The organism is Mesorhizobium salmacidum (SeqCode), assembly GCF_037179605.1.
GTDB classification, from domain to species: Bacteria; Pseudomonadota; Alphaproteobacteria; order Rhizobiales; family Rhizobiaceae; genus Mesorhizobium; species Mesorhizobium salmacidum.
The window spans coordinates 1-24,791 of the sequence record NZ_JAPYKS010000048.1 but is presented as its reverse complement, the minus strand read 5'-3'; the positions used below and the strand labels follow the sequence as shown (position 1 = coordinate 24,791).

The window sequence follows — 24,791 nt, the reverse complement described above, 5'->3', positions numbered from 1 at the left end:
TCGCCGCCGTGTTCATGGGCACCGACGTCGATCAGCCGCGCAATCTGGCGAAATCGGTGACGGTGGAATAGGGGCTTTTTTGGCCTATGCGCATTGGCTGCTCAAGGTGCCCGGAAAGCTGCGCGTCCGCCTTTGCCGCCTCGGAGCGTAGCATCGATCATCGAGCCCTCGAGGCATACGGTCCGTAACTCCGCCTGAACCTCAGCTAAGCTGGTTTGCCGACCGAGTATTTGGGCGCGCCCGTCGTACCATACCCGGTTCGGTTCACAATCGATCCGATCCATCAAATGCCTGGGCTGAACGCCCTGTTTCAGATTTCGCGCTGCTGCGGCCGGAAACGCCATGTTCCTGAAGTGCAATGATCCGCGCCAGCAGCTCGCGTTGAGCGACGGTGCCCCGTGGCTCCTTGGGAGTTTCCTCCACCGCGGACGGACCGGCGTCGATAGGGGCCACCGTCGGCTTTGCGATGCCGCTGCTAGGTGTTAGCTGTGCGGCATCGCCAGGCGCAATCTCTACGACTGCATTTGGTAATTTCGCAGCCACTGGGGAGGCCGTCATCTCGGCGATGAGCGGTATCGGGGCTGGTTCGGGCAATGCACCCGACTGGTTGTTGAAAATGAGCTTGAGGTGACGGTCACGATAATACTTCACCTTGTCCAGCTGGAGCGGAGGCTGCCCCTTGATCAGCACAATTTGCTTGTCGTCAGCTAGTAAACGCACCTGCTCGGGCCGCAACAGCGGTGCCCCCTGGTCAGCCATATGAATATTAGGATTCAACCACTCCCTCGGGTTAAACGACTTCGACTTTTGGTGAAAAGTATAGTCCCCGATAGCTTTTGAGATGTATTGGGGCGTCTCGTCGTCGGCTGTCGCCATGAACACTTGCACACCGGTGTTGGAGAGGAAATTTTCCTTGCCTGGCTGCTCGTAGGCGCCCGTCAGAGCCGAGAGGCTTTGGATGATGAACATGAAGCGGCCGTTATAACCTGCAATCGTGGTCACCGCCGTCTCAATCGCTTCGAGCCTGCCGAGATGCTTGAATTCATCGAGGAGGAACAGGACCTCGAAAATCTCGTCCTTTTTAGGCAGAGTGCGTTGCAAGATGGATACGGTTTGCTGGAAGAACAGCCGCACGAGAGGCGCGATTACCTCCAAATCATTGGGGCTGACGCACAGATAAATTGTCGTCGGGTCCCGGCGTAAGTTGTCAATGGCGAAATCCGACCTCGATGTGGCATTCTTGATCAACGGGTCTGCCCAAAGGTTCAACCCACCGTCGCCCAAGACGGATGTGTATGAGGTCAGAAGTTTGGTGTCGTTGCCGGCCATATTGTCGAATATGCGCGTCACCTCCGGGATTTTGCTCTGCCCCGCGAGTTGCGCGAATAACTTGTATTTCTCGCCTGGCTGCGAAAACAAATCGTAGACAGCCCCAATGGTCGGTGTGCCACGCTCGATGCAGGCCAGAACACCGGCAACAAAAAGATCTCGTGCGCCCTCAATGAACCCCTCCGCGCCCTTGCCCTTGGGCGCAATCAGATTAACTGCCAATCGCCGGGTCTCTGAGAAACGGCGCTCCGGCGGCGTAGCAACAATGTCGAGCACTGGATTGTAGCAATGGGTGCGTCCTTCCCTGTCGAGCGGCGAGAATTTGAAGATCCGGTCGCCGCGCTTCAACCTCGCCCTCGACGTCAGTTCGAAGAGTTCGCCCTTGACGTCGAGGGCAAGTACGGAGCCATCGAAAGTTAGAAGCGTTGGAATGACAACGCCAACGCCCTTGCCAGCGCGGGTGGGCGCAACGACCAGACTGTGTGGCTGCTCGCCATTGGTGAGATATTGTCCAAAACCGCGCGGGCCGGACGTTTTGCCGAATATCGGACCAGTGATGCGGCGGTAGGGCTTGAGGAAGCTTTTTTGGCGCATTTCGCGAAACTGCCCCCAGCGTGCGGTTCCAAAGTGTTTGGGGCGAAGCATGAGGACAGTGAGAGTGGCTGCGATGGTCACCGATGTCATGCCGACAATGATCAAGCCGGTGTAGAAGGTCGCACTGGCATAGCCGAGATAGAAGGGGGTTTCATACCAGAACGCCAGCAGGTCGAACTCGCGGAGTCCCCGGACGCTGAGGCCGGCCCTTAGGCTAACATACACACTGGCAAAGATCCCCCCGAGCGGCAATGACAGTCCAAGGCCGAACGACAAGGTGGTGAGCTTCAACTTCGTGCCTGCCATCGTCCTGCACTCTCCGGCAATGTTCCGCGTTCGTAGTCCAGGTCTCGTGGACAGTCTCATCCTCAAAAGTGTATCGTTCACACTCGGGAAAGGCTTCAGCCGAGCATAAGCACAGCTGGTTGCTTGGAGCCTGATGTCGGCAGATGCCGCGTGTCGCCTTCAACTCCTGGCCTACAGGAGAGAACACATAATGGTACGCCCCCCGAAATCGCACAAAATAACGGTTACAATGGTAACCCAATTGGCAAGACACATCGCCATGTCTCACCACAAGTGCTGATATGCTTTGAAAAGCCATATTTGCACTGAGCGCTCTCAGCGCGCACGGATCGCAGCATGAAACTGATCACTTGCTATTCATTCAAAGGTGGCGCGGGTAAAACGACGGCTATAATGGGTCTGTGCTCCTCGCTTTCCTTGAAACAGAAGAAGGTTGCGTTGTTCGAATCTGACCCCAACCGCCCGCTGACTCGGTGGAAAGCAAATGCCATTCGTAACCAGGCTTGGGACCAGCGATGCGAGGTATTCGTGGCCGACGAGCTGCCCCTCATGATAGATGCATATGGACACGCGGATCTTGGCGGCTTCGACTATGGTTTGGCCGATGCCCATGGCGATCCCAGCGAGTTGAACAACTCCATAATCGGCAGTTCCGATTGCCTGCTGATACCAGCTATGCTGACACCCCTTGATATCGATGAGGCGCTTGCGACTTGCCGCTACATTGTTGAGCTCTTGATAGGAGAGGGACTGCAAACACATACTGCCATTCTTCCCCAGCGAGTGCCCGTGGGCAGACTGACACTCTCTCAACGTGCCGCGTACGAGATGTTGCGCGCCCTGCCGCTGTGCGACACGCCAATGCGTGAGCGTGACGCCTTCGCGGTGATGAAAGAGCGAGGCATGTTGCACATGACGGTCGCTAACATGGCCAACGATCCGGCAACGCGACCGATGTTCCACAACAGCCGGAGAGCATTGGATGAGCTTGCTACGATCGGTACTTTCATCGAGAAGGCCTTGCAGGGCTGATGTCGAAATGCGCAAGCCGAGAGATTCGATGATGGGGCCGCACCAATTTGCTGCGATTCCTAACAGAGTCGCCCACGAGCCTTAACCAAGACGAGGCGATCTTCTGTGCGTGTGGCATCAGCGCAGGTCTGGATTCAACGCCTGTTGCCATGGTGACAACGTCGGCTGCCGCCGCCCTGAATAGCGCAACCAAGGAACCAATCGCCCATCTATTGCGCCGCGTATCCAAGCGCAGTGCCGATCCGCGGCGGTTGTCCATCACCAGGCGAAGGTGCTTCGTGCGACGGCCTATCTGATCAAGATCGACACCTGGTCTCCTTTCGTCCTTCACCCGTCGCGACGTCTTGAGTATGAATATGCTGCTGCCCACCAGCAGGTCAAAGCCATGCAGCCGTGCAAAGAGAGCGTCGTTCGGGAAGTCATAAAGGGTCAGAAGTTCGGCGAGAAGTCAGACAGCATACCGTTGCGAACTCGACAAACCGGACAGGCGCGGAATTCATGTGCCAATCAACTGCCTTACGCCTGTCGCGTTTTCGACCCGGATGGTGCCGCTGATCAAGCGGCGATCACCGACGCCCGGCTTGGCCTGAGTCAAGCATCAAATCGGCTCATCCCCGAGCAAGAAAATCCATGACTGGTCCTCGAGAAACCCTAAATCAGAATGTCTTCCGTCAAAAAGGAACCTGCTACGGGCGGTGAAAGTGCTCGCCTGGTTCCGCAATCCACTGCAAGCGCTCCGTGTTGCATTCAATGATACCGTTGCTGCGTCTGATTGCGCCAGCTTCCTCCAAGGCTGATATAGCACGATTCACTTTCGGCCGGCTTGCGCCCAAAATCCCTGCTATATCCGACTGAGTGAGAGACAGTTTGAGATCCGCCCTTACCGGCAATTCGGTGCCGTGGATTTGCCTCAGAGTAAAGAGAAGGAAACGGGCCGCCCGGGAATTCAGGTGATAGAGAGCGATGGTTTCTAACTGCTCGGTGATACCCCGCAGTCGCGAGCAGAGATAACGGATCGTGGCTCCGGCTGCCTCCGGGGAAAGTTTGATAAGGTCCATAAATGGCCTCTTGGCGATGACGAAACCTTCGGAGGCGACCTGCGCCGTGGCGTCGGCTGATCGAGGCTGATCGTCCAGCATGGCCATCTCGCCGAACAGTTCCCCGGCTTCGAGTTGTCGCAGGACTAGCTCACGCCCTTGTGGGGTGATCAGGGATACCTTAATCCGGCCAGAGATCACCCCGACCATGTAATTACCTTCATCGCCTCGCTGGAAAATCACCGTGTCTGGGAGCCATCTGCGAAAGCTTGAGATACCCGCTAGCGCTGTGATGGTCTCGTCATCAAAATCCTGAAAAATCGGAAAGGAACGCCAGAAGGCAGGGCTTCTATCGAACTCGGCCATATAGTTTCCTCTTGGAGATGATCAGTCCCATTACGGGGACGCTGTTTAGGGGAGCACGTTGGTTGAGCGCCGCTGGCGTTCGGCGCCTGCGGCAGAAGCGACTGGTGCGTTGTCCGGCATCGTCGATATCGCGAGGCGTCGGCGGGGAAAGCAGACGAGGGGGATTGCTCTTAGTGTGGTGACTTGTGACCGGTGCCGCGTTGGCTTGCGGCAAATGGAAGTGGTTAACACGGCAACATGGAACTGCTGGCAGTCGCGGGTGCCCTTCCGTGGCTTCGGTCGCATTCGCCAACCCGGGTGGGTCGAGGCACGGCGCTGTTGGTATTCCCATTTCCAAACTTATGAAAAATCGATTGTTTCGATATATCATATTCATGCGATGGATAGGTGATCGCTCCGCGCGGCCATGCTCCTCCTCACCTGCAGCTCTGCTCTAGGAAAGTCGCCAGCTTTGTGCTGTCTTCAGGCATCCGACAGCTCCGCCGGGATGCTGAACACGTAACCGATGCCACGTTTCGTTTTAATCAGCTGTGGCGCGCGCGCGTCTCTTTCGAGCTTCCGACGCAAACGCAAGATCTGAACATCGATGCTGCGGTCCGAAATCTCGCCGTGGATGCGAGTCGCCCGCTGCAGGTACTCTCGCGATAACGGTCGTTGGGCCGCCTCGAGGAAAGCAAACAGGAGTGCATACTCGCCCTGGGTTAGTGGTACCAGTGCGCCAGACGGATCACGCAACTGTCGCGTTTTCAAGCGTAGCTCCCATCCGCCGAAAAGCCATCTTCCTGATGGTGACCTTCTCTGAACTTCCACAGGGTCGGCAGAACGCGACCTGACCAGAGAATCAAGGCGCACCAAAAGCTCACGCAATTTGCTCAGACATTCGTCGGCGTCGGATTCATGCCGGTTCGCTTTGTCGTTCTCACCCCGGCGGTTCTCAATGACAATAATGGAGAGGTCCCCGAGGTTGCGGAGATCACGCAAGAGTCCAAGGTCATCGTGGCCAAGATCCAAACTGGCAATGACAACCTCGGACTTCCATCCTTGGGAGATCTTTAACGCTTTCGCCTGCGCGCCCGACGCTTTGGCTGGCGAATTGCCGCGCGGCACGTGTTCTTCGATGTTCAAAATAGGGGCGAGAACATTGTCGACTACAAGGACGCTCCCGATTTTACGGGCCTCGCTCATACATCGCCTCCATCCGCAACCCACCTTGTCGGTTTTCAACAAACTCCGCTGCTTAGCTGGAACCTGGCGTGCAGCAGCGCCCCGGATTGCACGGCCGGGGGATTGCTGCTGTATCCGATGGAACTTCCACGACAGCGTAGAGCGAGCGCCGACTGGGCTTGGACCGGACGACACGGAGGGCGCCCCCATGAAAACTCGCCCAAACAGTTCCCTTCTCGCGTCTCTGACGAAAATGGAAACCGCAATCTGCTAGTTCTCGCGTCCGTGAAGATCTGATCAGCCCGCGCAGTACGCCAGACGCGCCCTGGCCGGCCTCAATGACACGACCACCGGCGCGCTCGCGACGATCCTGCCGGTCACGTGCGCCATTGCCAATAATTGCCGCTCAACGTCGCCAATCCCGCAGGCGAATCAGGGACAGCATGATCACTTCGGCAAACAGGCGCTCCAGGTTCTAGAGTGCTCCTGCCTGTAGAAGTGGGCGCCATGATCCTCCAGTCCCTGCTTCACATTGCCTTCCATGATCCGGCGCGGCAGCAGGGCGATATGCTGAAAGACATACGAAGACCCTTGAGCGAGTCGGCGGGCAGCGCCAACCTCTGCAGCACAGTGCCGCCTGGCGAATGCTCCAATCCCGCCTAGGAGGCAGGAGGGTGGACTTGCGGCAGCCCGATGGGCCGATGACGCACACCATCTCGCCCTGTCGGATCGTAAGCGAGACGTCGCTCAGAACCTCGACGGGACCATAGCGATGGTGAACATTCGCTACCAGCAGTTCCAAATTCTCTCACGCCGGCCTGAGACGGGACCTGCGTTCATTGTGCACGGCAGCGTTAGATCAGATCGTCTCGACGTAGGACGTATCGAACAGCATCTCTGGCGTGATCGTCTTGCTCACCATCTTCTTCGCCTTGAGCCATTCAAGCTGATCCGTCACCGAATCGAGTGCAAGAGCACAGCCCTGCTTGATTCGCATGGCGCTGCTGAGGAAAGTTTCCTTCGCCGCGTGCAACGGACGCTCGCTATCCACGTATTTGTGGACGATGTTGAGGACATCATCCACCTCCTCCGCTGTGGCGGTCTTGTCGACGACGGCGGCGTTGTAGTCGTCGACTGCCGTCGAATGGGCACGGATAAACGCTGCGGTCTGCTCCCGCTCGTTGGCGGCATTCTTGGTTGAGGTGAACACCGTCGTCACCTGGTAGTTGGGCGCATAGTCGGACACCAGACCAATCTGCATGGCATTGCCCCCGGCGAGCAACTTGTCGGCGATGCTGCCCTGGATGGCCCAGGCGTCGATCTCCCCGCTCTCCAGCGCACTGATGATTGCGCCGACTTTCTGGAGCCGGCGCAACGAGATTTCCGACATCGGAATGCCGTTCGCCTCTGCGATCTTGTGGCACATGTAGTGAAAGGAAGACCCGACTTTGGTAACGCCAAAGGTCGTGCCGCTCAGTGCCCTCGGCGTGACAACGCCAGCCCGGTAGGCTTTTTCTGATGCCAGAATCACAGTGCCGACGAGACCCTTCTCCTCAGACAGTGCGCCGCCGATCACCTTGATTGCGTCCGTCTGGGCGAGGCTCACGAGCCCGACGCTCATGGCCGTGACGGCATAATCGACCTCGCCCGAGGCAACCGCCATGGCCATCGGCTGAGCGGCTTCGAAGAACTCGAGCTCGAGGTCCAGCCCTTCGCCCTTGTAGTAGCCTCGCTCGCAGGCGATATAGCTGGGCGCATGACTGGCGAGCCGCATTACGCCAAGCTTCACCTTCTTTGCGGCAAAGGCCGGCCGGCCAAGGAGCGTCAGAGCCCCCGCTGTCCCGAGACCGACAATCGCCTGGCGGCGGTTTATCGCAAGCTTTATCATAGTCCACTTCCTTTCAAGGGCGCTCTTTGCTGGCCGGCTGCTGCACTGGCGTATCGAGCCGCTGCTCATCGTCAGGACGGACAACACGCCCGCCCGATATGCCACCGGGTTGTCACGCCCGCCGCTGTGCTGGCTCGCTCAAACGGCCGCCTGCTTCTTCTGGTGCTGTGCCGTTTGCGGTGTGATGTTCCGGCCGGACCGTTGGTTGCAAACGTTGTACCTCTCCGTTGGACGCGGCCTCGCAGAACGCTGCAGCTAGCGGCGAATTTCTCGATTGCTCGCGTTACAAGGCCAACCTTACGAACTGCTGACGAGAGTTGAGCAGTGACGGTGATTGTCCATGTACGCAGACCGCAAAGACTGCGCCCGTGCCCCCGGCCGAAGGCGACCTTTCGCGCAGCTTTAGTGCCCAGACGTGCAGCTTGCTTTCGGTTGGCGGGCAGGATCACGGGTCTTTGGCAGAATTGTTTTGACGTTAGCGAGCGGCTGGGAATTTCCTATTCATTCCCGGTTCGGCCAGCATGAGACAACCGCCCACCCATCGGACCCGATCGTCGGTCGCTCACCTATGTATGTCCGATTGGACCTGGAGCCCGATGCGTGGGGGAGAGATGGTCTTGGCCATCTCTCCCCCGCGAATGCCGCCTGCGCAAAGCAGGGCCGCCCACTCGCAAGGCGGCGCTGCTTCTCATCGCCAGGCTGAGACGATTCGCCCCGCTCGACGCGCAGCCCAGCTCCGCTCGCCGGCATTTGCCCCCCTCTCTGCCGCGCGCTCACGCGCCCCCGGAAGGCATGCCGAGGGGCATGCCTTCGGCATCCAACGCGAAAGGACCAGAACCATGACAACCAATGAAACGAGCGCGAAGACGGTCAGCGAGGGCGGCACAGAGGTTTTCATTCCGCTGAACAAGCTGAAAAAGTCACCTCGCAATGCGCGCAAGACCCCGCATAGCGAGGCGATCATCGAAGCCTATGCTGCCAGCATTGCCGCCAAGGGTATTCTGCAAAACCTGGTGGTAGAGCCGGAGCTTGACGCAGAAGGTTCAGAAACCGGCTTCTATCTCGTGACAATCGGCGAAGGGCGCAGGTTGGCGCAAATGCTTCGCGTCAAGCGCAAGCAGATCAAGAAAACTGAACCGGTCCGCTGCATTGTCGATACCAAAAACGATCCGCACGAAATCAGCCTGGACGAGAACGTCACGCGCGAAGGGATGCACCCGGCTGATCAGTTCGAAGCCTTCCGGCGGATGAGCGAGGAGCACGGATGGGGCGCTGAGGAAATCGCCGCACGCTTCGGCGTGACGCCTCAGGTGGTACGGCAGCGCCTGCGGCTTGGTGCCGTCAGCCCCAGGCTGATACAGGTCTACCGCGATGGCGATCTGAGCCTCGAGCAGCTGATGGCCTTCGCCATCACCGAGGACCATGCAAGGCAGGAGCAGGTTTTTGACAACCTCACCTTCAACCGCGACCCTTATCTCATTCGACGTGAACTGACGCGGACCCATGTTGCGGCTGCCGACCGCCGCGCGATCTTCATCGGTCCGGACGCCTATATTGGGGCCGGCGGCATGATCGTCCGCGACCTGTTCACCGAAGATCGCGGCGGCTTCTATGATGATGCGGCGCTGCTCGATCAATTGGTGATCGCAAAGCTGCAGAGCGTCGCAGACACCATCAAGGAGGCCGAAGGCTGGAAATGGGCCGACGTCCATGTCGACTACCCGCATGCGCATGGCCTGCGCCGTGTCTATCCGCAGCCCGTGGCTTTGTCGGAGCAAGACGAAGTTGCCTATGCAGGAGCGTTGGACGCGTTCAACCGGCTGACGGAAGAATGGCGCAGCGCCGAGGAATTGCCCGACGATGTCGATCAGCTATTTGGGAAACTTGAAGCCGAGATCGAGCGCATCGATGCACTGCGTCATGCCTACGACCCGGATGTGATTGCGCGCAGCGGCGTGTTCGTCGTGCTTTCCCATGATGGGACGGCTCGTATCGAACGCGGCTTCGTTCGCGCCGAAGACGAGCAGCCAGCGACGGAAGTGGCAGAGGCCTGCAATGGCTACACCGTCAATGCTGATGGCGAGATCATCGAGGACGGTATCAGTCCGGAGCTTGGTCGCGACAACGACGACGACGCGGAGGACGCCGGCAAGCCGCTGTCTGATCTTCTCGTGCGCGACCTGACCGCCCACCGCACACTTGGCCTTCGCCTTGCGCTTGGCGAGCAATCCGACGTTGCATTGATCGCAGTGACGCATACGCTTGCCGCGCAGGTCTTCTATCCGGCAGCGGAAGCCCATTGCCTGGAAATCCGGCCAACCAGCACCTGCCTTGCCGACCACGCCGTTGGCATCGAGGACACTGCAGCGGGGAAGGCGCTGGCTGATCGCCACGCCGGATGGGCAGCGGACATGCCGCGTGAGGTGTCTGATCTTTGGGGCTTCATCGCTTCGCTTGATCAGGCCAGCGTCATGGCGCTGTTTGCGCATTGCGCCTCACTCACAGTCAATGCGGTGAAGCAACCTTGGGAGCGCAGGCTGCGCGCCCACGAAACCGCGGACAAGCTGGCCACGGCGGTCGCGCTTGATATGACGGCTCACTGGACACCGACGGTAAGCACCTACCTAGGGCGCATCACCAAGGCGCACATCCTCGCGGCAGTGTGTGAGGCTGTCGGCGGTGAGGCGGCGGATAGGCTTGTCACTCTAAAGAAGCAGTCGATGGCCGAAGCCGCCGAGCAGTTGCTCGTCGGAACCGGCTGGCTGCCGGCACTCTTGTGCGGGAGGGAACCAACTGCGAGGAGCACCAGCAGCGAAAGAGTGATAGAGGCAAGCGAGCGGCCAGCGAACGGCCTTACCCCTCCAGATGAGACAGACTTGACGCCAGCCGATGGCGACAGCGCGACCGCACAGGACGAACCCCTCCACATCGCGGCCGAGTGATATGGAGCGACCGGAGCCGCGGAAGCGGCTCCGGTCCGTCTGTTTGATCGGACGCGAATTTCCGGCCGCGCACAAGCGCGGCCGGGGACCCCGACAGCACGACCAACGTCCGTAGCAAACAAACCACGCCGAACGAATCCGCCACGCAAGGGCGGCGGCGGAGGCGTCGCAAAAGCCTGCTAGGCGCACATAGGCTCACCGCTGTTCGATCGCTGGGCAAGCTGCGGAATCGGGGAAATGCATTGTGCGCGGCTCTGGCCCAACAGGCTGGCATAGATCGGCACGGAAGACTCGGGGTCACGGCTTGCGTGCGCGTTAGTCGCTGCCCTGGCGCGGATATCAATTTGCGCCTCGCGTCGAATACGGCGGACAGGGGAAGGGCGGCGAGAGCCGGGATCTTCCATTGCCGTCATTTCACACGGGGAAGTGCTCCCTGCCTTGCCGGGAGTATGCTTCCGCGCTGATCCAAGAGCCATTATCGATGTTGAACCCGACCAATTCCGTGCGACGGGTCCTGTTCTGCTGGCAGGCCGCGCCCACGGCGTCCTCGAATGGATTGGGTCTGACCGAAGACCGGCTTCGCCTCGATCGTCTTCCCGCAACGGCGGCGCTGCGTTTTCTTCCCCTGTCCGCTGCGCGGCCATTCCTCGCGGTCCAAGAAAGCCTCGCCCCCCGTCTTCCACTTCGTTTCAGTCCCTTTGGGATGCGGAGCCGATCGTCCCCGGTCTCACGACCACCATCGAGGCCGCGATGGGCGCGGCCCGATCAACAGAAGGAACCACCGCAATGGCTACAATCGGCATCTTCACCAGCACCGGAAAGGGCTTCAAGGGCTCCGTCAAGACCCTCAACCTCAACGTCAAGACCGTCGATTTCGTCCCCGCCGAAGGCGACAACGAGAAGGGTCCCGACTTCCGCATCTTCGCCGGCGCCACCGAATTCGGGGCGGCATGGAAGAAGACATCCCGCGAGGGTCGTGATTATCACTCGGTCAAACTCGACGATCCGAGCTTCCCCGCTCCCATCTACGCCAGTCTGGTCGAGACCGAAACGCAGGGCGAGTACTCGCTCATCTGGTCCCGCCGCACCGCCGAGTGAAATCGGCTCAAATTAAAGAAGCCCCGGCGCGCCGCGCCGGGGCTTCACCATGCTCAGTCCGCCACCGCGCGCACAATAGGCAATTCGCTCCAGCAGGCTAGGCCTTGGCGGCAACTTTGCGCGTTTTCTTGACCGGCGACTTTGCAGCGGCCGCGGGCATAGTCGCTGCAGCGGCTCGCGGCGTCCGTTTCGGTTTCTGCACCTCGGCTGCTTCTGGTGCCGCAGGCTTGCGGCCAAGCCCGGCTGCCTTCGCCAAGGCCGACCGGGCTGCGGTGTAGTTCGGCGCCACCATCGGATAGTCGGCGGGCAGGTTCCACTTCTGCCGGTATTCCTCGGGGCTCAGATTATAGCGCGTGCTGAGGTGTCGCTTCAGCGATTTGAACTTCTTTCCGTCTTCCAGACAGATGATGTAGTCGGGCGCCACCGACTTCCTGATCGAAACGGCGGGTTCCTGTTTCATCACAGGCTGAGGCGCAGGTGTGCCGACATTTTGCAAAGCAAAATGGATATCGCCGATCAGCTTCGGCAATTCCGCGACGGGCACTGGATTGTTGGAAACATAAGCGGAGACGATATCGGCAGCAATCGACACGAGATCGGTTTTGCCCTGCTGCTCATCGGATACGGTCATTGGCTTCCCTTCTTTGTCGTCAGTTACGTCAGCATGCTATTTGTGCAGTTTGTACAACAGATCAAGCGAATAATGATCGTTCGTTCCATAATTCGCAAGCGGGCGAAAATCCAAGCTAGGACGCGCGTCAATTTTATTTGATCGCGGTGGAACAATCTGCCAACTCACCTTAGGGAAGCGAGGAGACTTTCCCCTCGCTTCCCCGCCATTGCCGCCTGTGCAGAGCAGGGCCGCCGGCTCGCAAAGCGGCCGACCGAACGCAACCCCCACGATCAAATCCATTCGCTTCGCTCGACCGTGCAGCCCGGCTCCGCGCGCCGGCAGTGGCCCCCATCACTCCCGCGCGCTCGCGCGCCCCCGGAAGGCATGCCGAGGGACATGCCTTCGGCATTAACGGAAAAAGGAGTGACCCAATGAACATGACCACGACCATCGACAGCGCCGAGAACAGCCATCGGCAGCAACCTGTTTCCGGCGCCTTTCGCGTCGACATTTCACGCGGCGAGCGCATCGGGCGCGTTTCCTCGGAATGGTTCTCGCGCCCCGGCGATGAGCGGTATCTTTCACTGACCGAGCTTTACGATGCGGTGCGGGCGCGTGCGGATCGGGCCTCGGCCCGCACTGTCGAGAGCCGGTCGGTTCGCGTCGAGGCAAGTCGGGACGATGCCGAGCGGCTTTCGCTGATCGTTCCTGGACAGGAGCAGATGATCGCGCCGACGCATTGGAGTTTTGGCCAGCTGTGCAGCCTTGTCGGTGCGCCCGCTACCTACATGCGCCAGCTTCCCGCGCCATTGGCAGGGATCAACCTGCAGCACGGCTTGCTCAATCACCGGGCCGAGCTTGTCAAAACCTTGGAGGCGGAGGACGGACGCATCGAGCTTCGTGCCGTCACCGGCCCTGACTATGGCCGCATCTGGGATCATGAACTTGTTGCCGCCGTCATGAAGATCGCCGGCAACGGAACCGGTGACACCATGTGGAAGGTGCCGGGCATGCTCGATTGGGCAACCATGACGCATAACCCCTTCGTGGACATCACCAAGGACACCACCACGCTTTACGCCAGCGACCGTGACGTGTTCCTGTTTCTGGTCGACGACACCCACCCCATCGAAGCGGGACGCCTGCCGAACGGAGAGCCGGATTTGTATTTCCGGGGATTTTATTGCTGGAACAGCGAGGTCGGATCGAAGACCCTCGGCATCGCCTCATTCTATCTCCGCGCAGTCTGCATGAACCGCAACCTTTGGGGCGTGGAAGGTTTTGAAGAAATCAGCATCCGGCATTCGAAATTTGCCGCCCAGCGCTTTGCCCATGAGGCCGCGCCTGCCTTGACCCGTTTTGCCAACTCATCGCCGGCACCGTTCATCGCCGGCATCAAGGCCGCGCGCGAGAAGATCGTCGCCCGCAGTGATGACGACCGCGAAACCTTCCTGCGCAAGCGCGGTTTCTCCAAAGCCGAAACCGGCAAGATCATCGAGGCTGTCTTGCAGGAGGAGGGCAGACCACCGGAAAGCATTTTTGATTTCGTGCAGGGCATGACCGCGCATGCGCGCACAAAGTCTCATCAGGACAGCCGACTTGAGCTTGAAGGGAAGGCCAAGGCCTTGCTCGAAAAGGCAGCCTAGCCGTTCCGACAGTGCGCGGCCGGATATCCGGCCGCGCCGGCAATCATCAATTGCGCGGGATCAGGGAGGCAATCGACTGTCGCGGCCGGATCCCGACAAGCGGCCGCCGCTCGCCGGGCTCTGCCCGGCTCGCGATGCGACTGCAGTCAGGTTGCGACGCGTGGCTGGTCATCGAGCACGATAGGTCGGGTTTAGCGATGCTTTGGCTGGGCGTTCTTAACGGCTGCGACCTCACTCAACACCTCGTGCGGATCGAAGCCTATCGTCTCAGCCAGATCGAGAAATTCGACAACGTCGATTCGCCGCCCACCGGACTCGATGGCCGCGACCACCGATTGATATCTGTCCAGCGCATTCGCCAGATCATGCTGGCTGAGGCCGGCTTTCCTACGCTTTTCAACGATCAGTTGCACCAGACGCACATGTCTTGGCGATCGAAGCGTCTTTTGCATTTTGCCGGTCCTTGACGAAGCCGGCAGATGAATTAAATGGAAAATCGGATAACCAGAAAATCTGATAATCTGGTCGCGTTCAGTCATAAACACATCGAGGTGTTGGCCGTGTCACATCCAGGCGCCAGGATTTGGCAGCACATCGAAGAGTGTGTCGGCGTACGAGATCGCCATGCTTAAACCTCTTCTCGATCCTGATGTCGCCGACGTCGCGCCAGACGCCTCAATCCTGACCGGCTACGACGAGGAGCGCCTCCTCACCTACATTCGCCTGCTGGATGCCGCAGCCGAAAACGCTGACTGGCGCGAAGTGGCCAGGGTCGTTCTGCATATCGATCCCGCGAAGGAGCCGGAACGGGCATTTCGAGCATGGGACACACATCTTGCTCGCGCCCGATGGATGACCACCAATGGCTATCGCTACCTCCTGGCCGGCGGTGCACCACACTAGGCGCTTGAACCGGCGCTGTGCTCATTCAGCACAGCGGTTTGCCGACTCTCTGCCTACCCAAACCAACTGTTGCCTCAGAAGCTGATGGCGAAGCTCGCGGCAGATCGCGGGCCGCATGAGGACTGTTGCCATGTCGCGAAGCGATTGGACCGATCTGGCGGCATACGAGCACATGCGCGGCTACGAAGCCGATCAGTTTGCCGCCGAGTATCTGATCCGCAACGCCGATTTTGCCGCCGAATCTCAGCGGCTGGCATCAAGCCGACTGACAACAGGAGAACTCGTCGGCTCGCCGGAATTCGCCGCACGCTGGGGCGCGCGATTTCACAATCTCTGCTGACGAGCGTCTCTCACCCGAACACATCGTCTGGACGGAACAGGCCTCGCCTCGGGTTCTTCAAGCGACGAAGTTGGCAACTGCGGCGGAGTCCTCGCAGCCTATCCTTCGAAAACTCAGCACAGCTCAAAGCTGGACCGAAGCCGAGCGGGTTCATGTTCTGTGGCCGCCGGCTCCGGAGACACATCACATCATCTCCAGTGAACCAGGAGACCTGCTCGACATCAACGCTGTTGTTCTGCCGCTTGACGAGAATCTCGAAACCAGGCTGGACGCCGCGCGCCGGCTCTGGCGGGCGCTGAATGGCCGTCCGCTCGGCACCCGGTATGGCTCATTGCCTCAACAGACCAGGCTGAAGCACATTCTCACTCTTCGCACCTTCGACGGAAGGCACCAGCGGGCGCCCTACCGCCGGCTCGCCGAGGAACTGCTGTCCCGCGAGCCCATCGCTGCGCGCGATTGGCGCGACCATCACCTGCGCCACAAGGTGCGGGCGATCCTGCGACGGGCCGACCGCCTGGTGGCCGGCGGCTATCGGGACCTTCTCGTCTATCCGCAAAGCCGCCACCGCAGCTCCGCGTCATGAGATCAGCATCTGGGTGAGCATTGCCTTCGCCAAGAAAGCGACGAAGCAATCGAGCGCTTTTCGATGAAGAGGATTGCGTGGTGCCCAAGCCAAAAAATCCTCAACCGATATCCATTCCCCGGGCTTTGAAGAAGGGTCCCAGTGGATGAACTCAATATACAATTGGAGCTCATGCGGATCAAAAACCATCTGCCACCTTCCGGCATCATCTTCGGCGAGACGGCAGCTGATACGTGGCATGGACTTTGCTCCTTTGCGGGCAACAATCCAAAGAACGGAGCTGAGGTCGATCATCAGATCTTGGTATCGACCACGGGTAAACCATAGCCCAGTGCATCGCCGCCTCGCTGCCTAGGAAGCATGCCGCCGTGGCACCATTGTCGGCGCTGATCGAGGCGCCTGGGGTAGCAAAAACACGCCTGCCGATCTTTGCCCTCCCTGCCTTTTCCTGAATTCGGACATCGTCCGTTTCGCGCGTCCCGGCAGGCCAGGACGACAGCAGAACCGAATGGAGATCGAGCGATGTCGAAGGGTCCCGCGGACGCGCCCCAAAAATACCTTCGGACCAAGGAGGCGGCACCTGTCGTTGGCCTCTGCCCCCGGACACTGGAAAAACACCGGACCTACGGAACCGGTCCCAAATATCGGAAGGTGGGTGGACGCGTGCTCTACGACATCGATGACCTGCATGCCTGGACCGAGCTTGGCGCCCGCACCTCCACCAGCGATACAAACGCCACCTACGTGCCGCCCGCCAAGCCGCATGCGGCCCGCGCGCCGGCTTATGCCGGCAAATCGCGCTGAAACGCCAGTCGAGGATTGGAAATGCGCGCACCTCCATCAGATGAGGAGTCAATCGCGCGGTTTCATGCGCGCGCCGGCAAGATGGCGTTGCGCGATGCGCAGGACCTCATGGCCTGGCCGTTCTTCTCGCTCGCCAAATCAGGCCGCATTGCGCCGATCGACTTTCGCATGGGCGAGATCGCCATCCGCGTCGAGGCGACTGTCGAGTATGGCATGGCGACCATCTGGGATGCCGATATCCTGATCTGGGCCACCTCTCAGATCGTCGATGCCCGAGACAATGGGCTGCGGACCTCGCGCACGATGGCGGCAACACCGCACGAGATTCTGACCTTCATCGGTCGCGGCACATCTGCTCGTGACTATCTGCTGCTCAAGGCGGCACTCGACCGCCTCCAGTCGACGACCATCGCCACTTCGATCCGCCAGCCGACCGAGCGACGCATGCACCGCTTCTCCTGGATCAACGAGTGGAAGGAGCGAACCGATCGTAGCGGTCGACCACTCGGCATCGAACTTGTGCTGCCCGACTGGTTCTATGCCGGCATCATGGCCGACCCTTTCGTGCTCACTATCGACCGCGCCTATTTCGATCTGACCGGTGGCATCGAGCGGTGGCTCTATCGTCTCGTACGAAAGCATGGCGGCCGCCAAGCGCGTGGCTGGTCATTCGACCTGCGCCATCTCCACGCAAAATCTGGCAGCCTGTCTGCCTATAAGCGCTTCGCTTTCGAAGTTCGCAGCATCGTTCGCCGGCAATCCTTGCCGGGGTATCGCCTGGCGCTGGGCCTGACGAAGGCCCGCGAACCCCTTCTCACTTTCAAGCCCTGCCATCCCGATCCTTTCACCTGCTTCGGCAAGGCCACGGCGGAGGATAAGCTGTGAATCAGCTCGTCATTTCAGGAACCCGCAGACACGGGATTTCAGGAACCCATTCCTCGTCACTTCAGGAACCCGAACACTGCCTAAGCCGTGGGAGCGAAAGCCGAATTCGCGCCTCTAACTTATCTAACCCGGAATCCTTCGGATTCTTCCTAACGGGACGACTGGTTCCAGAAGACTGTGGACGACGTTGGCGATGCGCTCTCCCGATCGTCCGAGATCTCAACCTCGAGCAGTGGCAGGCGGTTGCGGCGGCCCACCTCCTGCCGGGGAGGACGGCATGAGCGAGCTAACCTATGTCGAGCTGCTCTGGCTGAAGAAGCGCATCGAGAACTACATCCGCTTCGGCAAATCCGTCGAGAACAGGATCATCGACAAAAGCCGCCGGGTCGTCGCATTCGCGCCTGGCAGCATTTTCGGCTTCGTTCGATGGACGGCCAACGATTTCGGCACCATCGCCTCGCGCATGGACATTCTGCGCGCCGTCGGCCCGGGCAAGCGCTGCTCGACGATCGCCTATGTGCGGCCCGGCGCCGACATCCTGCTGACTGCCATTACCTGGCCGAAGGTCGAGAGGGTGCTGGAGATCATCGATGCCGTCGAGGCACTCGGCATCGACCCGATGGACGCCTCGCCGGAGTATTGGCGTCACGTCCACAGTCGCCTTGTCGCACGCGAAAGCCCCAGGCCTTACACACGGCAGCGGCACGAAGCTTGGCTGCTGCGCCGACGGATCGAGTCATGAGCGCGCGCGGCAAAATCATCGGGGGAATGCTCGGCGGTGCGGCATTGACGGTCGCGCCGGCGTTAAGCGGACATCCTCCGTGGCTGATCTGGAACGCGTCGGCGAGCGCTCCGATCGGACTCTACCGCATCGAACAAGGTGGCACGCCTAAGGTCGGGGACCTCGCCGTCGTCATGCCATCCAAAGCGCTGGCCGGCTTCCTCGCCGAGCGTCGCTATCTGCCGCGCGGCGTACCGCTGTTGAAGCACGTCCTGGCGCTCGGCGGCCAAATGGTTTGCCGCCACGGGGAGGCCATCATCGCGCACGGCAAGATCTATGGGACCGCGCTCGGGCACGACAGTCGCGGCCGGCCGCTGCCTGCCTGGCGCGGCTGCCATGTGCTTGCCGACAGCGAAGTGTTCCTCATGAACTGGGATGTCGCCGACAGTTTTGACAGCCGCTACTTCGGCCCACTGCCAATCACCAGCATCGTCGGTCCCGCGGTCCCCATCTGGACCACCGACCGTGCATCTCCGGCGCCGGATCTCCCCGGCGAACCGGCTCCCGGCGAGCCATGACAGCTCGTTTCTATCACCACGAAAGGACACTCCGCATGGGTCAGATCGGCACCTTCACTCGGAACGATGACGGCTTCTTCGGCAACATCTGCACGCTGACGATTGATGCCAAGCTCGCCATCTTGCCTGTCGAGAAACGGGACGCGGAAAATGCCCCCGAGCACCGCATCTATTGCGACGGCGTCGAGATCGGGGCGGCGTGGTACCGCACCGGTGAGAAGGCAGGCGCCTATCTCTCCGTGCTCATCGACGATCCGTCGTTCACGCAGCCAATCCGCGCCAACCTCTTCCAAGTCGCCACCGAAAAGGACGTCTGGAATCTGCACTGGAGCCGGCCCTCGAAGCGCGAAGAGCGAGCCTGACTTCGATGTTTCGATCACGCAATATCGATCCGGCCCAGGCATACCCTTTGATCGATCGAATGCCGGTCAAACCCTTCGACCCGATCGCCTGTCAGGCGGCTGTCGCGCGCAGCGAAGGTCAAGGGCGGCCGAACGCTTCTCGATCGGCTGACGTGCTGTTTTCACTGTCACGCATGAGAGAAGCATGATCGGCCGGCGAAGCCTTGCCCTTGAGCGATGCGAGCACGATGGCAGGCTTTTGGCACGTCGAGATGATGGTGCGCGCGTCGCCACTCGCCAATGCGTGGCGATGTTGTCAACATGCGCGTTGCTCATGCTTGGTTCTGCGCCCGGCGCAGCGCAAGCGCCGTCGCAACCGGTGCCAAAATCGTGCGCCGGGACAACAATCGCAAAGAATGAAAACTGGTCCGCGTACGTCTGTGAGGCCGCCAAACGCTTTGATCTTCCCGAGCACCTGATACGCGCGGTCATGCATGTCGAGAGCGGCGGCGATGTCCGCGCCATCTCACCCAAATCTGCCGTCGGCCTGATGCAGATCATGCCCGCCACGTGGGCTGAACTGCGCATCAAACATGGTCTGGGAACCGATCCGTTCAATCCACGAGACAACATCCTGGCCGGCGCGGCGTATCTTCGCGAGATGCTCGATCGCTTCGGGACGAAGGGATTGCTTGCCGCCTACAACGCCGGACCACAACGCTATCAGGAGCATCTTTCGAATGGTCGTCCGCTGCCTCGTGAGACGATCGACTACGTCGCGAAACTTAGGGCGTTGATCAAGGGATCTGTTGAAATCCGGCCCCGTTCGCAACGATTGGGAGACCGGTCGAGCGCAGATCGTTCGCAGCTTTTTGATCGCGACTTTGCTCGGAAAAATGACGTTGGATGGCGCGGCAAAAGAGATTCCGGTTCGATCGACCAAACGGTCTTTACGGAGATCCTTTCCGCCAACATGCCGCCGCGGATCGACGCAGCGGTGGACGATCTCACGGCGCTTGAGCCGACGCCGGATGTTGATTCTGACGTTGCTCGTCCTACACCGGACTTAGCCGGGAACAGCCTCTTCATCCCACGATCGCGCAGTACATCGCGATGAGCGCTGGCCTTGGTGTAACTCGCACTCCGGCCTGCTTCTTCGCGGAATTGGCAGCGAAAGTGGTGGCACTCAGGGTGGTCGGGGAGGGATGGCAAGATAAAAGGCCGCGATGTGCGGCTCGGTCGGTCGGTTGTTTTGGTTGGCTTTTCTCGAGCTTTCTGCACATCGCCAGAAGTTCCCGCACATCGCCTGACTTGATTTTCTTCAACGATTTCAATGTCTTTCGCACATCGCAAGTGAAACCTCGTGAGAGGTTATGACGATTTCCGCGTCCGGCCAGGCCGTATCCGCTCACGCCAGAGCCAACGGGCACGGCCGTTCATCGCCCAGGTGCTCGCCGCCGCGCAAAAAGCTGGCGGGAGGATCTCTCGGGACGGCACAATCACCGCGGCGCGCGGCTCACATTTCGGACGAGGCAGGGCGGCGAGTCTTCGCGCCAATCGCTTCGTCACCAGCCGCTCTCGATCCTGCACAGTCAAGGCGCTCGTGGTCCGCCACAAGAAACAGAACGGTCCGCTGGCGCGACACCTGAATTATCTGCGTCGCGAAGGGGTCACCCGCGACGGCGAGAAGGCGCGCATGTTTGGTCCGGAAAATGACGATGCCGACGTCAAGGATTTCGCCGAGCGCTGCGCGAATGACCGACATCATTTTCGCTTCATCATCTCGCCCCAAGACGCGGTCGATATGGCCGATCTCAAGACCTTCACTCGCGATCTGATGGCGCAGGCTGAAAAGGACCTTGGCACCAAGCTAGATTGGCTGGCCGTGGATCATTGGAACACAGACAATCCCCACATTCACATCATCTTGCGCGGCAGAGTTGAGGACGGTCAGGACCTCGTCATCTCTCGCGACTACATCAAAAATGGGATGCGCGGTCGTGCGCAGGACCTGATCACTCAGGAGCTTGGCCCAAGGACCGATCGGGAAATTCGTCATGCATATCATCAACAAATTGAGGCTGAACGCTGGACGGCACTCGACCGCCAGCTTGTTCGTGAAATGGAAAGGCATGGCGTTGTCGACGTCGCGCCCGTCGCGGACCGGAAGCCTGATGAGTATCTTGCGGTGAAGGTCGGCCGATTGCGGAAGTTGGAAAGCCTCGGCCTCGCCGCCCCGATCGGAGCGGGCCAGTGGATAATGGTCGCCGAGGCCGAAGCCACCCTGCGAGGGCTTGGCGAGCGAGGCGACATTATCAAGCGTATGCATCGCAGCCTGGCCGAGCATGGGCTCGATAGATGCGCTGCCGACCAAGTCTTCGTCGGTGAGGCGAGCGCGGTGCCGATCATCGGCAGGCTCTTGGAACGAGGCCTCCATGACGAGTTGCACGCATCTGCTTACGCCATTGTCGACGGAATTGATGGGCGCACTCATTACATCCGCTTTCAAAATATCGATGCGGCCGGAGATTCGGCACCAGGTTCCATCGTCGAGCTTCGGCGCTACGAAGATGGAAAAGGCCGCAGCCGCGTCGCGCTTGCTGTCCGTTCTGATCTCTCGATCGAAGAGCAGGTCCGTGCTGACGGGGCGACTTGGCTCGACCGACAACTGGTCGCGCATGCGACACCCAACTTAGGCGAGGGCGGATTTGCGCGGCAAGTCAAACAGGCGCTGGAGAACCGCAGCCAGCATCTTGTCGAGCAAGGCTTCGCGCGGCGTGAGGCTGACCGCGTCGTACTTGCGCGCAACCTGATTGCAGCGCTTCGCGCGCGCGAGGTTGATGCACTCGGTGAGCAACTGGCCGCCGGGACAGGTCTGTCCTTCACGAAAGCTGCTGAGGGCGAGCAAATTGGGGGTACCTACCGGCGGCGCTTCTCTCTTGCCTCAGGACGTTTCGCGATGATCGATGACGGGCTCGCCTTCAAGCTCGTGCCTTGGTCACCTACACTCGACAAGCACCTCGGCGGTCACCTGACTGGCGTCATGCGGGCCGGCGGTGGTGTGGATTGGGCTCTCGGCAGGAAACGAGGGCTAGCGCTGTGAGGGGGCAGCTAAGCCGCTCGCGAACGCGCCCTGCTGCGTGAGCGTACAGCGGCAGCCATCGACGACGCGTTCTCCGAAGGCGCGGGTCGCCGCCGTGACACAAGGAAACCGAACACCGATGATCTGATGAACCGGCGTGCGCTCAAAAGCGCGCGCACGAACATCGCGCCAAGTCGCTGCACACTTTCGCATCATGGCGCATCGCCCGCCCATCCCGGAGAGCAACGCTATCACGCGACAGCTTCACCAGGCGAGGGGAGCCAGCTCACGCTGTCTTTGGCTCTTCAACAATGGTTCGAGCTTGCTCGGAGAAGAGTTCTGTCCATCCATCGTGAAGAAGGTCTCGCAATCGACACTTAATGTCGGGTTGGTCGCGTTCGCAACACGGTGGTGTTCGGTCAAGCGCTTTCATTTCGAAAAAACGGCTCCTGTGCAGTTGGCACCACGATTGCGTCTAACGCCTCGCAATACCCGGCGGCCGTCTCCGTTTTGTTTATTCCATCGCGATCATGTGAAGAAGGAAAGAAATCCACAAATGTCAGAATATGCATCAGAGAGGTCATGCGCACGCAAACGCGGCGTTGGCGTAGTCCCCAATAGTCTGCGAGTCGAGCAGCTCACAAAGCCAGCCTCGAAATCCGCAGTCGACACCGTGCGCGCCTTGCTCTTGACAGCCGCCCTGATGCTCGTCGACCCCGCGCTTGCCGCCGACGGCGGCAAGGTGGCGGATTTCTGGCTCGACAACGGCATGGAAGTGATCGTCATTCCCGACCATCGCGCGCCGATCGTTACCCATATGGTCTGGTACAAAATCGGCAGCGCCGACGAGCCGCCGGGCAAATCCGGCATCGCCCATTTTTTCGAGCATCTGATGTTCAAGGCCACGACCAATCACGCGACCGGCGATTTAGCCAGGGCCGTCGCTGATACAGGCGGCTCCAACAACGCTTTCACCTCCTACGACTACACTGCTTTCCACGAGACGGTGGCGCCGTCGGATCTCGAGCTGATGATGAGCTTCGAGGCTGATCGCATGCGCAACCTTATCCTCACCGACGACGTCATCAAGACCGAGCGCGATGTGATCCTCGAGGAGCGCCGCTCGCGCATCGACAACAAGCCGCAGGCCGTGCTTGTCGAAGAGGTCGAGGCCACATTGTGGCAGAACCAGCCCTATCGCATTCCAATCATCGGCTGGATGCAGGAGATGGAGCAGCTCAACCGCACCGACGCCGTCGCCTTCTATAACAAATACTACCGGCCCAACAACGCGGTGCTGATCGTGGCCGGCGATGTCGAACCGGAAACGGTGAAGACGCTGGCCGAAAAGACCTATGGCAAGGTGGCCCGCGGGCCGGATCTGCCGCCGCGCGTCCGCCCGGTCGAGCCGGAGCAGAACACCAAGCGTACCGTGACGCTCTCCGACGCCCGCGTCAGCGTGCCGGGTTTCTTGACGCAATGGGTCGTGCCCTCCTATCACACGGCCAAGCCGGGTGAGGCCGAAGCGCTCGATCTGCTGGCCGAGATCCTTGGCGGCGGAAACCGCAGCCGGCTTTACCAGGCGCTCGTCATCAAGCAGGGCATCGCTTCCAGCGTCGGTGCGTACTTCCAGGGCACCATGCTCGACGACACCCATTTCACCGTCGCCGGCGCGCCGCGCGGCGATGCCAAGTTGGCTGATGTGGAGGCCGCAGTCGATGCGGAGGTGGCGCGCATCGCCAGCGACGGCGTAACCCCCGATGAGCTCGAAAAAGCCAAGGACCGCTATGTCAGGTCAATGATTTTTGCCCGCGACAAGCAGGACTCCATGGCCAGAATCTATGGTTCGACACTCGCCACCGGCCGCAATGTCCAGGACGTGCAGGAATGGCCGGATCGCATCCGCAAGGTCACGGCCGACGAGGTCAAGGCCGTTGCCGCGCGCTACCTGGTATTGACCCACTCGACCACCGGCTATCTCTTGCCGCAACCAAAGACGGAGAATTGATGTGTTGACCAGTGAGCATTTCCGAGTTTCCTCTTCTCGCGCAAAGGCAGAGGGGAACGGCTGGTACGCTTTCGCCACACTCTTCCTCTCTATCCTCTTCCTGATCCTGCCGGCGCTTGCCGCCCGTGCTACCGAAATCCAGTCCGTCACCTCGCCGAAGGGCGTCACGGCCTGGCTGGTGGAGGACTATTCCGTGCCGGTCGTCGCCATCCGTTTCGCCTTCGGCGGCGGCTCGACGCAAGATCCGCCGGGCAAGGAAGGCCTGGCCAATCTGATGACCGGCCTGTTCCACGAGGGCGCTGGTCCGCTCGATTCGGAAGCCTTCCAGATCAAGCTCGACGATGCCGGCGCCGAAATGAGCTTCGGCGCGACCCGCGATGGCATCTACGGCTCCCTGCGCATGCTGGCCGAACAGCGCCATGAAGCCTTCGACCTGTTGCGGCTGGCGGTCAATGAGCCCCGCTTCGACCAGGCGCCGATCGACCGCATCCGCGCCCAGGTCCTGTCCGGCATCATCGCCAACGAGAACGA

The 24,791-nt window shown here is 60.3% G+C and carries 25 protein-coding genes and 2 pseudogenes; 19 read left to right on the top strand and 8 right to left on the bottom strand.

Going from position 1 to position 24,791, the window contains the following annotated elements; all coding sequences use genetic code 11:
• Positions 1-71, top strand: a pseudogene (locus O7A60_RS32055) (SIS domain-containing protein); the annotation flags it as partial.
• A gap of 193 nt (positions 72-264) precedes the next feature.
• On the opposite strand, the gene virD4 reads toward O7A60_RS32055, so the two are convergent.
• Positions 265-2,229: a type IV secretion system ATPase VirD4 gene (gene virD4 / locus O7A60_RS30685; RefSeq protein ID WP_337109408.1), complete on the bottom strand. Its 1,965-nt coding sequence runs from the start codon at positions 2,227-2,229 to the stop codon at positions 265-267.
• Positions 2,230-2,565: 336 nt separating this feature from the next.
• On the opposite strand from virD4, the gene O7A60_RS30680 reads away from it, so the two are divergent.
• Together O7A60_RS30680 and O7A60_RS30675 are read left to right on the top strand one after the other, a co-directional pair.
• Complete coding sequence (locus tag O7A60_RS30680) at positions 2,566-3,261, top strand: conjugal transfer ATPase VirC1 (RefSeq protein ID WP_337109407.1); 696 nt, start codon at positions 2,566-2,568, stop codon at positions 3,259-3,261.
• A 271-nt stretch (positions 3,262-3,532) separates the two neighbouring features.
• Positions 3,533-3,895 carry a hypothetical protein gene (locus tag O7A60_RS30675; protein WP_337109406.1) on the top strand — a complete coding sequence of 121 codons (363 nt, stop codon included), beginning with the start codon at positions 3,533-3,535 and terminating at the stop codon, positions 3,893-3,895.
• A gap of 52 nt (positions 3,896-3,947) precedes the next feature.
• On the opposite strand, the gene O7A60_RS30670 is transcribed toward O7A60_RS30675, so the two are convergent.
• From O7A60_RS30670 to O7A60_RS30660, 4 genes and pseudogenes are all read right to left on the bottom strand, one after another.
• Positions 3,948-4,664 (bottom strand): Crp/Fnr family transcriptional regulator, encoded by a 717-nt coding sequence (locus O7A60_RS30670; protein ID WP_337109405.1) that lies wholly within the window; start codon positions 4,662-4,664, stop codon positions 3,948-3,950.
• 462 nt (positions 4,665-5,126) lie between these two features.
• Positions 5,127-5,849, bottom strand: a complete 723-nt coding sequence (locus tag O7A60_RS30665; protein WP_337109404.1) for a winged helix-turn-helix domain-containing protein — start codon at positions 5,847-5,849, stop codon at positions 5,127-5,129.
• 486 nt (positions 5,850-6,335) lie between these two features.
• Positions 6,336-6,630, bottom strand: a pseudogene (locus O7A60_RS32050) (ATP-binding cassette domain-containing protein); the annotation flags it as partial.
• A gap of 57 nt (positions 6,631-6,687) precedes the next feature.
• The gene (locus O7A60_RS30660; protein WP_337109412.1) at positions 6,688-7,713 is read right to left on the bottom strand and encodes an ABC transporter substrate-binding protein; all 1,026 of its coding nucleotides are present in this window, start codon (positions 7,711-7,713) and stop codon (positions 6,688-6,690) included.
• Positions 7,714-8,555: 842 nt separating this feature from the next.
• Between O7A60_RS30660 and O7A60_RS30655 the strand changes: the two genes are divergently transcribed.
• Positions 8,556-10,658 (top strand): ParB/RepB/Spo0J family partition protein, encoded by a 2,103-nt coding sequence (locus O7A60_RS30655; RefSeq protein WP_337109403.1) that lies wholly within the window; start codon positions 8,556-8,558, stop codon positions 10,656-10,658.
• Positions 10,659-11,444: 786 nt separating this feature from the next.
• Entirely contained in the window at positions 11,445-11,756 is a 312-nt protein-coding gene (locus O7A60_RS30650; RefSeq protein ID WP_027146309.1) for a DUF736 domain-containing protein, read from the top strand.
• 97 nt (positions 11,757-11,853) lie between these two features.
• On the opposite strand, the gene O7A60_RS30645 is transcribed toward O7A60_RS30650, so the two are convergent.
• Positions 11,854-12,348, bottom strand: a complete 495-nt coding sequence (locus tag O7A60_RS30645; protein WP_337109411.1) for a Ros/MucR family transcriptional regulator — start codon at positions 12,346-12,348, stop codon at positions 11,854-11,856.
• Between O7A60_RS30645 and O7A60_RS30640 the strand changes: the two genes are divergently transcribed.
• Positions 12,259-12,528 carry a hypothetical protein gene (locus tag O7A60_RS30640; protein WP_337109413.1) on the top strand — a complete coding sequence of 90 codons (270 nt, stop codon included), beginning with the start codon at positions 12,259-12,261 and terminating at the stop codon, positions 12,526-12,528. The two genes, O7A60_RS30645 and O7A60_RS30640, sit on opposite strands and share 90 nt — an antisense overlap.
• 278 nt (positions 12,529-12,806) lie before the next feature.
• Positions 12,807-14,015, top strand: a complete 1,209-nt coding sequence (locus O7A60_RS30635) for a DUF932 domain-containing protein (RefSeq protein WP_337109410.1) — start codon at positions 12,807-12,809, stop codon at positions 14,013-14,015.
• Between the two features lie 191 nt (positions 14,016-14,206).
• Here O7A60_RS30635 and O7A60_RS30630 read toward each other — a convergent pair whose 3' ends face one another.
• Complete coding sequence (locus tag O7A60_RS30630) at positions 14,207-14,554, bottom strand: helix-turn-helix domain-containing protein (protein WP_337109402.1); 348 nt, start codon at positions 14,552-14,554, stop codon at positions 14,207-14,209.
• An 85-nt stretch (positions 14,555-14,639) separates the two neighbouring features.
• On the opposite strand from O7A60_RS30630, the gene O7A60_RS30625 reads away from it, so the two are divergent.
• The 3 genes from O7A60_RS30625 to O7A60_RS30615 all read left to right on the top strand — a co-directional run bounded on the left by O7A60_RS30625 (position 14,640) and on the right by O7A60_RS30615 (position 15,841).
• Positions 14,640-14,918 (top strand): DNA -binding domain-containing protein, encoded by a 279-nt coding sequence (locus O7A60_RS30625; RefSeq protein ID WP_027146310.1) that lies wholly within the window; start codon positions 14,640-14,642, stop codon positions 14,916-14,918.
• 115 nt (positions 14,919-15,033) lie between these two features.
• Positions 15,034-15,258: a transcriptional regulator domain-containing protein gene (locus tag O7A60_RS30620; RefSeq protein WP_337109401.1), complete on the top strand. Its 225-nt coding sequence runs from the start codon at positions 15,034-15,036 to the stop codon at positions 15,256-15,258.
• 70 nt (positions 15,259-15,328) lie between these two features.
• Positions 15,329-15,841 (top strand): DUF2285 domain-containing protein, encoded by a 513-nt coding sequence (locus tag O7A60_RS30615; RefSeq protein ID WP_337109400.1) that lies wholly within the window; start codon positions 15,329-15,331, stop codon positions 15,839-15,841.
• On the opposite strand, the gene O7A60_RS30610 is transcribed toward O7A60_RS30615, so the two are convergent.
• The gene (locus O7A60_RS30610) at positions 15,836-16,135 is read right to left on the bottom strand and encodes a hypothetical protein (RefSeq protein ID WP_337109399.1); all 300 of its coding nucleotides are present in this window, start codon (positions 16,133-16,135) and stop codon (positions 15,836-15,838) included. The two genes, O7A60_RS30615 and O7A60_RS30610, sit on opposite strands and share 6 nt — an antisense overlap.
• A gap of 228 nt (positions 16,136-16,363) precedes the next feature.
• On the opposite strand from O7A60_RS30610, the gene O7A60_RS30605 reads away from it, so the two are divergent.
• The 9 genes from O7A60_RS30605 to O7A60_RS30565 all read left to right on the top strand — a co-directional run.
• Positions 16,364-16,645 carry a helix-turn-helix transcriptional regulator gene (locus O7A60_RS30605; RefSeq protein WP_027146313.1) on the top strand — a complete coding sequence of 94 codons (282 nt, stop codon included), beginning with the start codon at positions 16,364-16,366 and terminating at the stop codon, positions 16,643-16,645.
• Between the two features lie 21 nt (positions 16,646-16,666).
• Positions 16,667-17,530 carry a replication initiator protein A gene (locus O7A60_RS30600; protein ID WP_337109397.1) on the top strand — a complete coding sequence of 288 codons (864 nt, stop codon included), beginning with the start codon at positions 16,667-16,669 and terminating at the stop codon, positions 17,528-17,530.
• A 277-nt stretch (positions 17,531-17,807) separates the two neighbouring features.
• The gene (locus O7A60_RS30595; protein ID WP_337109396.1) at positions 17,808-18,272 is read left to right on the top strand and encodes a DUF2840 domain-containing protein; all 465 of its coding nucleotides are present in this window, start codon (positions 17,808-17,810) and stop codon (positions 18,270-18,272) included.
• On the top strand, positions 18,269-18,829 hold the full coding sequence (locus O7A60_RS30590; protein ID WP_337109395.1) for a S26 family signal peptidase: 561 nt from the start codon (positions 18,269-18,271) through the stop codon (positions 18,827-18,829). Before O7A60_RS30595 ends, O7A60_RS30590 begins: the two co-directional genes overlap by 4 nt.
• Before the next feature lie 35 nt (positions 18,830-18,864).
• Positions 18,865-19,191: a DUF736 domain-containing protein gene (locus O7A60_RS30585; protein ID WP_027146316.1), complete on the top strand. Its 327-nt coding sequence runs from the start codon at positions 18,865-18,867 to the stop codon at positions 19,189-19,191.
• Positions 19,192-19,375: 184 nt separating this feature from the next.
• Positions 19,376-20,287: a lytic transglycosylase domain-containing protein gene (locus O7A60_RS30580; protein ID WP_337109394.1), complete on the top strand. Its 912-nt coding sequence runs from the start codon at positions 19,376-19,378 to the stop codon at positions 20,285-20,287.
• A gap of 246 nt (positions 20,288-20,533) precedes the next feature.
• On the top strand, positions 20,534-22,273 hold the full coding sequence (locus O7A60_RS30575; RefSeq protein WP_337109393.1) for a relaxase/mobilization nuclease domain-containing protein: 1,740 nt from the start codon (positions 20,534-20,536) through the stop codon (positions 22,271-22,273).
• 682 nt (positions 22,274-22,955) lie between these two features.
• On the top strand, positions 22,956-24,260 hold the full coding sequence (locus O7A60_RS30570) for a M16 family metallopeptidase (RefSeq protein WP_337109392.1): 1,305 nt from the start codon (positions 22,956-22,958) through the stop codon (positions 24,258-24,260).
• 91 nt (positions 24,261-24,351) lie between these two features.
• On the top strand, positions 24,352-24,791 hold a 440-nt coding region (locus tag O7A60_RS30565), incomplete at its 3' end, for a M16 family metallopeptidase (protein ID WP_337109409.1).

Bases quoted from the DNA above. Each gene is read 5' to 3' on its own strand.
- virD4 (WP_337109408.1), bottom strand. From the start codon at position 2,229: ATGGCAGGCACGAAGTTGAAGCTCACCACCTTGTCGTTCGGCCTTGGA.
- O7A60_RS30680 (WP_337109407.1), top strand. From the start codon at position 2,566: ATGAAACTGATCACTTGCTATTCATTCAAAGGTGGCGCGGGTAAAACG.
- O7A60_RS30670 (WP_337109405.1), bottom strand. From the start codon at position 4,664: ATGGCCGAGTTCGATAGAAGCCCTGCCTTCTGGCGTTCCTTTCCGATT.
- O7A60_RS30665 (WP_337109404.1), bottom strand. From the start codon at position 5,849: ATGAGCGAGGCCCGTAAAATCGGGAGCGTCCTTGTAGTCGACAATGTT.
- O7A60_RS30655 (WP_337109403.1), top strand. From the start codon at position 8,556: ATGACAACCAATGAAACGAGCGCGAAGACGGTCAGCGAGGGCGGCACA.
- O7A60_RS30650 (WP_027146309.1), top strand. From the start codon at position 11,445: ATGGCTACAATCGGCATCTTCACCAGCACCGGAAAGGGCTTCAAGGGC.
- O7A60_RS30640 (WP_337109413.1), top strand. From the start codon at position 12,259: ATGGATATCGCCGATCAGCTTCGGCAATTCCGCGACGGGCACTGGATT.
- O7A60_RS30635 (WP_337109410.1), top strand. From the start codon at position 12,807: ATGACCACGACCATCGACAGCGCCGAGAACAGCCATCGGCAGCAACCT.
- O7A60_RS30630 (WP_337109402.1), bottom strand. From the start codon at position 14,554: ATGACTGAACGCGACCAGATTATCAGATTTTCTGGTTATCCGATTTTC.
- O7A60_RS30625 (WP_027146310.1), top strand. From the start codon at position 14,640: ATGCTTAAACCTCTTCTCGATCCTGATGTCGCCGACGTCGCGCCAGAC.
- O7A60_RS30620 (WP_337109401.1), top strand. From the start codon at position 15,034: ATGAGGACTGTTGCCATGTCGCGAAGCGATTGGACCGATCTGGCGGCA.
- O7A60_RS30610 (WP_337109399.1), bottom strand. From the start codon at position 16,135: ATGATCGACCTCAGCTCCGTTCTTTGGATTGTTGCCCGCAAAGGAGCA.
- O7A60_RS30605 (WP_027146313.1), top strand. From the start codon at position 16,364: ATGTCGAAGGGTCCCGCGGACGCGCCCCAAAAATACCTTCGGACCAAG.
- O7A60_RS30600 (WP_337109397.1), top strand. From the start codon at position 16,667: ATGCGCGCACCTCCATCAGATGAGGAGTCAATCGCGCGGTTTCATGCG.
- O7A60_RS30595 (WP_337109396.1), top strand. From the start codon at position 17,808: ATGAGCGAGCTAACCTATGTCGAGCTGCTCTGGCTGAAGAAGCGCATC.
- O7A60_RS30590 (WP_337109395.1), top strand. From the start codon at position 18,269: ATGAGCGCGCGCGGCAAAATCATCGGGGGAATGCTCGGCGGTGCGGCA.
- O7A60_RS30585 (WP_027146316.1), top strand. From the start codon at position 18,865: ATGGGTCAGATCGGCACCTTCACTCGGAACGATGACGGCTTCTTCGGC.
- O7A60_RS30580 (WP_337109394.1), top strand. From the start codon at position 19,376: ATGATCGGCCGGCGAAGCCTTGCCCTTGAGCGATGCGAGCACGATGGC.
- O7A60_RS30570 (WP_337109392.1), top strand. From the start codon at position 22,956: ATGCTCGTCGACCCCGCGCTTGCCGCCGACGGCGGCAAGGTGGCGGAT.